The 4,741-nt window shown below is 57.1% G+C and carries 3 protein-coding genes and 3 pseudogenes; 2 read left to right on the forward strand and 4 right to left on the reverse strand.

Going from position 1 to position 4,741, the window contains the following annotated elements; translation table 11 throughout:
* Positions 1-250, forward strand: a pseudogene (locus A3AI_RS44930) (IS256 family transposase); the annotation flags it as partial.
* A 34-nt stretch (positions 251-284) separates the two neighbouring features.
* Positions 285-701, forward strand: a pseudogene (locus tag A3AI_RS0141640) (hypothetical protein); the annotation flags it as partial.
* Positions 702-748: 47 nt separating this feature from the next.
* Here A3AI_RS0141640 and A3AI_RS50155 read toward each other — a convergent pair.
* The 4 genes and pseudogenes from A3AI_RS50155 to A3AI_RS0141655 form a co-directional block, all read right to left on the reverse strand.
* Positions 749-1,150: a hypothetical protein gene (locus A3AI_RS50155; protein ID WP_349509723.1), complete on the reverse strand. Its 402-nt coding sequence runs from the start codon at positions 1,148-1,150 to the stop codon at positions 749-751.
* On the reverse strand, positions 1,147-1,908 hold the full coding sequence (locus tag A3AI_RS44935) for a TlpA disulfide reductase family protein (protein ID WP_349509724.1): 762 nt from the start codon (positions 1,906-1,908) through the stop codon (positions 1,147-1,149). Before A3AI_RS44935 ends, A3AI_RS50155 begins: the two co-directional genes overlap by 4 nt.
* A 745-nt stretch (positions 1,909-2,653) precedes the next feature.
* Positions 2,654-3,271 (reverse strand): hypothetical protein, encoded by a 618-nt coding sequence (locus A3AI_RS49835; protein WP_036051732.1) that lies wholly within the window; start codon positions 3,269-3,271, stop codon positions 2,654-2,656.
* Positions 3,272-4,209: 938 nt separating this feature from the next.
* A pseudogene (locus A3AI_RS0141655) lies at positions 4,210-4,623 on the reverse strand (transposase); the annotation flags it as partial.
* Positions 4,624-4,741: the final 118 nt, after the last annotated feature.

Consider the following 4,741-nt stretch of genomic DNA (forward strand, 5'->3'; position numbering starts at 1 on the left):
GCATTGGGCTCATCTGCGCACCTCGAATCCGATCGAGAGCGTGTTCTCCACGGTGCGGCACCGGACGGTGCGAACGAAAGGATCGCTCTCGCCGAAAACCGCGAAGCTGATGGTGTTCAAGTTGATCGACGCCGCATCGAAGACATGGCGCCGACTGAAAGGAACAAATCAGTTGCCGAAGGTCATCGCCGGTGTAAAGTTTACTGACGGCATCGAGGTCATTCCGACCACTGAAAGCCACGCCGCCTGATCAGGCCGCGTCACCCAGAATCAGCCATAGCTCGACGCGCGAAGCCCGCGCAGGCGACACCATCGATACTATCGAGAAAGAGGTACGACGCATCGCCGATGACGGGCCGACACAGAAGGAATTGGATGAAGCCAAGTTATATCTTAACGGCTCGCAAATGCTGGCCAGTGACACCTCGTTCAAACTCGCGCAAGCCCTATTGCAAGATCAGATTGACAGGCTGCCGATCGACTATATCGAGAAGCGCAAGGCTCTCATCGATGCAGTGACGCTAGAGGACGCCAAGCAGGCCGCGAAGCGATTGTGGGGGCAGGGACTCCTGACTGTCATCGTCGGCGCGGCCCGACCAGCCCCAGCTGAGACCGCCGCCGCGCCCGCGTCGAAATCCAGTCGCGTCCCCAGCGTCGAACTGGCACCTCCATCCCCTCTCCCCTTGCAAGGGGATGGTTAGAAGGAAAGGGACAGCCGTGAGCTACACAAACTCCGGATGCCCCTTTTTCATGCTCGCTTCTTTGTCGGCGCAACCTTGGCTTTTCGAGGAGACTTGCTTTGTGGAACCGAGCATAGGTCCTTATGACAGGTCTTCTCGCCCTTGTAGTCTGCCAAGGCCTGGAGCAACGGCGGCACGACGTCCCGCTTCACCTGGTCCGGCACAGACTTAGATTGATCCACGGACTTCAGCGCCAATTCGATTAACTCGATTGCACGCTCCCTGTTGCCGCTTTCGTAGTAGTATTGAGCGACTTGCCCATAAGACAAGAACTTGTCGCCGACGCCCTCGGGGGGATTCCGGGCGAGTATATTTTCGGACAATTCCCTACCGATGGCGAAGCACTCAGCGCGCGGGAGATAGGAATTGTCCGTCGTGGGGTGGAATAGTTGGCTTAAAGCCATGATCATCCCGTGCTCGGATTTCTTATCGATCGCCTCGCGAGCCAATCGGCGTAGGACGGCAAGACCGGTCCGAAAGTCACGGAGTTTATGAAGCAAGAGGTTCGCATGGATGACGCGGAGCGTGATAGCCTGCGGGGCCTTTGCGACTCTCCCTCTTCGACCACCGACAGCGCCGTTATCCAGTCCTCACTTTTCATCGTTGACTGGAGCTTGGCATAGATCGGCTTGGTGACCGTCCGTTCGCGCGCTAGGCGTTCGTTGTCGGCGATCCGCTTCTCATGCTCGGCTTTGGCTTCGCTGGTCCGCCAGATTCCTCGGAGAATTTTCGGCAGAATGTCGTCGAGTTGTGTCGGATGACCGATAAAGGCAATGTGGCCGTCCCGGTCGACGACGAATGAGGCTGGAATCGCAAAGGTAGAACTGGCCTCCATCCAACGCCCATACATTTGGTGTGTGCTGTCGAAGGCGACCCGGTAGTTCAGCTTCGGACATTTTTGCGTCAACCACACGTCCAATTTGGTACGTGCTTCCTCCGCTGTCGGAGCTCTTTCGCAAGCTGCGACTGCGACGACCTCGAGCTCGCTCGCTCTATACTTCTCCTGGAGCTCTGCAAAGTAGGACATCACCTCGACGCATGGTAGGCACCAAGTTGCCCAGAATTCGACGATATACACCTTTCCTGGCCGGAATCCTGCGAGCGGGTCCCCACGAAGCCAGCTGTCGACCTTAAGCGGAGGAGCTGCGGACCCGATGCGGAGCACCATTTTGCTCTCCAAAGCTATTATCGAAAGCAGCACGACGTTAAGCGCGAGCTTATCATTTAGCCCGAAACACAGCACGCAGGCTTAGGCAAAGAGAGTGCCGCCCCGTTAACAGGTTTGCTTGCACTCAGTCTTCACGCTATCCCTGCATCTGGACAGCAACAATCGCGCCAACATGATCAAGCTTTTTCACACTTGGCCTTAACGAGCAGCTTTTGCCGAAAGGCTCACCGCGCAGCGAGATAGCCCGCGTATCAAGCCGATATTTTTTGCTGCCTCGTACTAAATTGCGCGTGGATGCACTCTACGCGCAGCTCGAGTAGGCGCGAAGCGTCGCTGTCGGACCGTCCACGGAAATTCGCTGATCGACCCTCTATCATACGGAGTGGCCGTCGCGGGTTGTCAGGCTTGTGACATCGCCGTTCTCAACTCGACCCAGCTGACATAGGGGACGCCCTTTCTCGCGCATCGGGACGGTATCGTCCGGTACTAAAGATCTTGCAAGGGACAATCCGTCCGGCGACCACAAGAGGTGCTCATGGCTAGACGCGAGGCGCCGGCCGGATTCCAAGCCGTGGGCACAGCGACTGTCTCGTCCTGGCCTTCGTAGCATCCGGATAGGTACAACATGAGAGAGATCTCAGGAGGGCACTCGCCAGAAGTCCGCCAATCGACGAACCGGTCCTAGTTTTAATGAACCGCTTATACCCATCCTTCCAACTACAGCCCACATGGTAGTGTGCTTTAATCAAACAGCAGAGACAATAGCGCCTATCAGGCGAACGAAGGAGCTCAGTTCAATATCCCTTATGGCCGCACGTCCGAGAATAAGCTGGGCGATCTCCGTTCGATTCTCGGAAGAGCGCATATTCTCCGGTAGCGCCGCGACTGCTTTATCGAAGATTCGTCCCAGTGCCGAAAGTTGCTCTGGATAGTATACAGCGCCGCTGTGTGCAAGACGCCTCGGTGATTCAGCAATTGCATCCGCGCCCGAGGTGCGCTCGGCTCGTTCCGAGCAAGGTCCGACCTCTGCTGATATGAGCTCGCTTGTGAGCTCATCAAGTCGTTGGCTGGCTTCAAGCGCGTTTCGGCCTTCGTAGACAAGCGTTGCAAGCTCTCCAATCTGCAATTCGATCGTTTTCATGAGGAGTTGGACCTGCAAATTGCAGCTTTCGGGTTGCGCAACGCGCTCGATGGTTTGCGGCACAGGCGCATCGCTCTCGGCAGACCGCACAAACCGAGGCCATTGGATGACTGTACGGCGATCATAGCTATTGGAAAGACCTTTCTGGTCGTATGGTGGCAGCAAAGAACGACCCCGGCCGTCAGGGACGAGCGCGCTCAAAAATTGGAAATCAACTTTCATGATCTTTCATTCCCCATTTACATCTCAGCCGGCGCCTTGACTAGCAGCATTCTATACAATTGGTAAAATCGGTTGTTCTGATGGAACGCATTCACACCATAAATGCAAACCCGGGCCAGGAAGTTAGAGTATTCTCATGGCGTTACACCGCGACCCGCGGGGCAATCGAAGTGGGAGCGATCGTTTATGCCTATCCCCCGGGAGCCTGAGGTGAGCGCTTTGAAGTTCGCTTCGAAAGTCTCCGTGCCGTCGCGAACCTCCTAGATCAGCAAGAGAACAGCAGCTGACCTCCCGATGACTTTAGTTGGCTAGCGCAACGTCTCCACTTCCCGTCGACAGCCGCAGTTTGCGCCGCATGCGTCTCGCGCGCGGGCAATATCGTGTAGATACAGCGTATGATCGGTGGGAACACTTCTTCTCGTGAAAGTATAGCGCGACAGCCCTCTCTCGTTCGACCGATCCTGCCGAACCTGTATGGGGAACAGCGCCCACTTCCCGCTGCTCGGCGCGTTCAGGAAGCGGACGCGAGCCTGTGCACCGCTATGACCGGGACTCTGGAACAGGTCTGCTATTCCTTCGCTCGGATGGGGTCGGTCTGCAGTCCATCACCTCGCACTGTTAACGGTAACGCTGCCTTCGCAGCTTCTATGGACGACGATGCCTGAGCTAGGACGCGGGCTCATCTGTGGACGCCCCGCAAGATGCAGCGGCTTTTTGAAGAAGGTCGGGCACGTAGTCGGATGCTGCCATCTGTCCGGCCTCTGCTGCAGCGATGGAGCTGCGGGCCTGTATGGGAGTTCGCGGATCGGAACCAAATCATTAAGGCGTGCTTTAGGCACGATGAGTCCGACTGGTTCTTCCGACCCCGTCTCGCCGACTGTTGCGCCATACTCTCCTTCGACCGACTACACCTTTGACGACCTCAGGTTCGGCCAGGCTTATGCCCTGGCCGCGACCGGAGCCCTGTAATTCTCCTGCTTTACAAGCAGCGCCCAGACGATGCGCGCTATTTTGTTAGCCAGCGCGACGGTTACCAGCATCCGCGGTTTGCGAGCCAGCATCTGTTCGAGCCAAGAGCCCCTAGGCGCCCCGCGTTTGCATGCCTGTTGTACAACTGCACTGCTGCCAATGATGAGAAGGCGACGTAGCGTGCGTTCACCCATCTTGGATGTACCGCCGAGCTTCTGCTTGCCGCCCGTCGATCTTTGAAGAGGCGTTAGCCCGAGCCACGCTGCAAAGTCACGACCTTTGGCAAAAGTCTCGGCGGGCGGAGCGAGGGCGGCGATCGCGGTAGCCGAGATTGGACCAATGCCAGGAATGGTCATCATCAGCCTTCGTGTAACTTCGTTCTCTCAAGCTCGCCGCGCGACTTCCTGAGCTATGGCTGATTCTGGGTGACGCGGCCTGATCAGGCGGCGTGGCTTTCAGTGGTCGGAATGACCTCGATGCCGTCAGTAAACTTTACACCGG

Origin of the sequence: Bradyrhizobium sp. Tv2a-2 (genome assembly GCF_000472425.1) — a bacterium.
Taxonomy (GTDB): Bacteria; Pseudomonadota; Alphaproteobacteria; order Rhizobiales; family Xanthobacteraceae; genus Bradyrhizobium.

What these genes read in the sequence shown, in the direction of transcription:
- A3AI_RS50155 (WP_349509723.1), bottom strand. Translation starts at nt 1,150, where the DNA reads ATGATCATGGCTTTAAGCCAACTATTCCACCCCACGACGGACAATTCC.
- A3AI_RS44935 (WP_349509724.1), bottom strand. Translation starts at nt 1,908, where the DNA reads ATGGTGCTCCGCATCGGGTCCGCAGCTCCTCCGCTTAAGGTCGACAGC.
- A3AI_RS49835 (WP_036051732.1), bottom strand. Translation starts at nt 3,271, where the DNA reads ATGAAAGTTGATTTCCAATTTTTGAGCGCGCTCGTCCCTGACGGCCGG.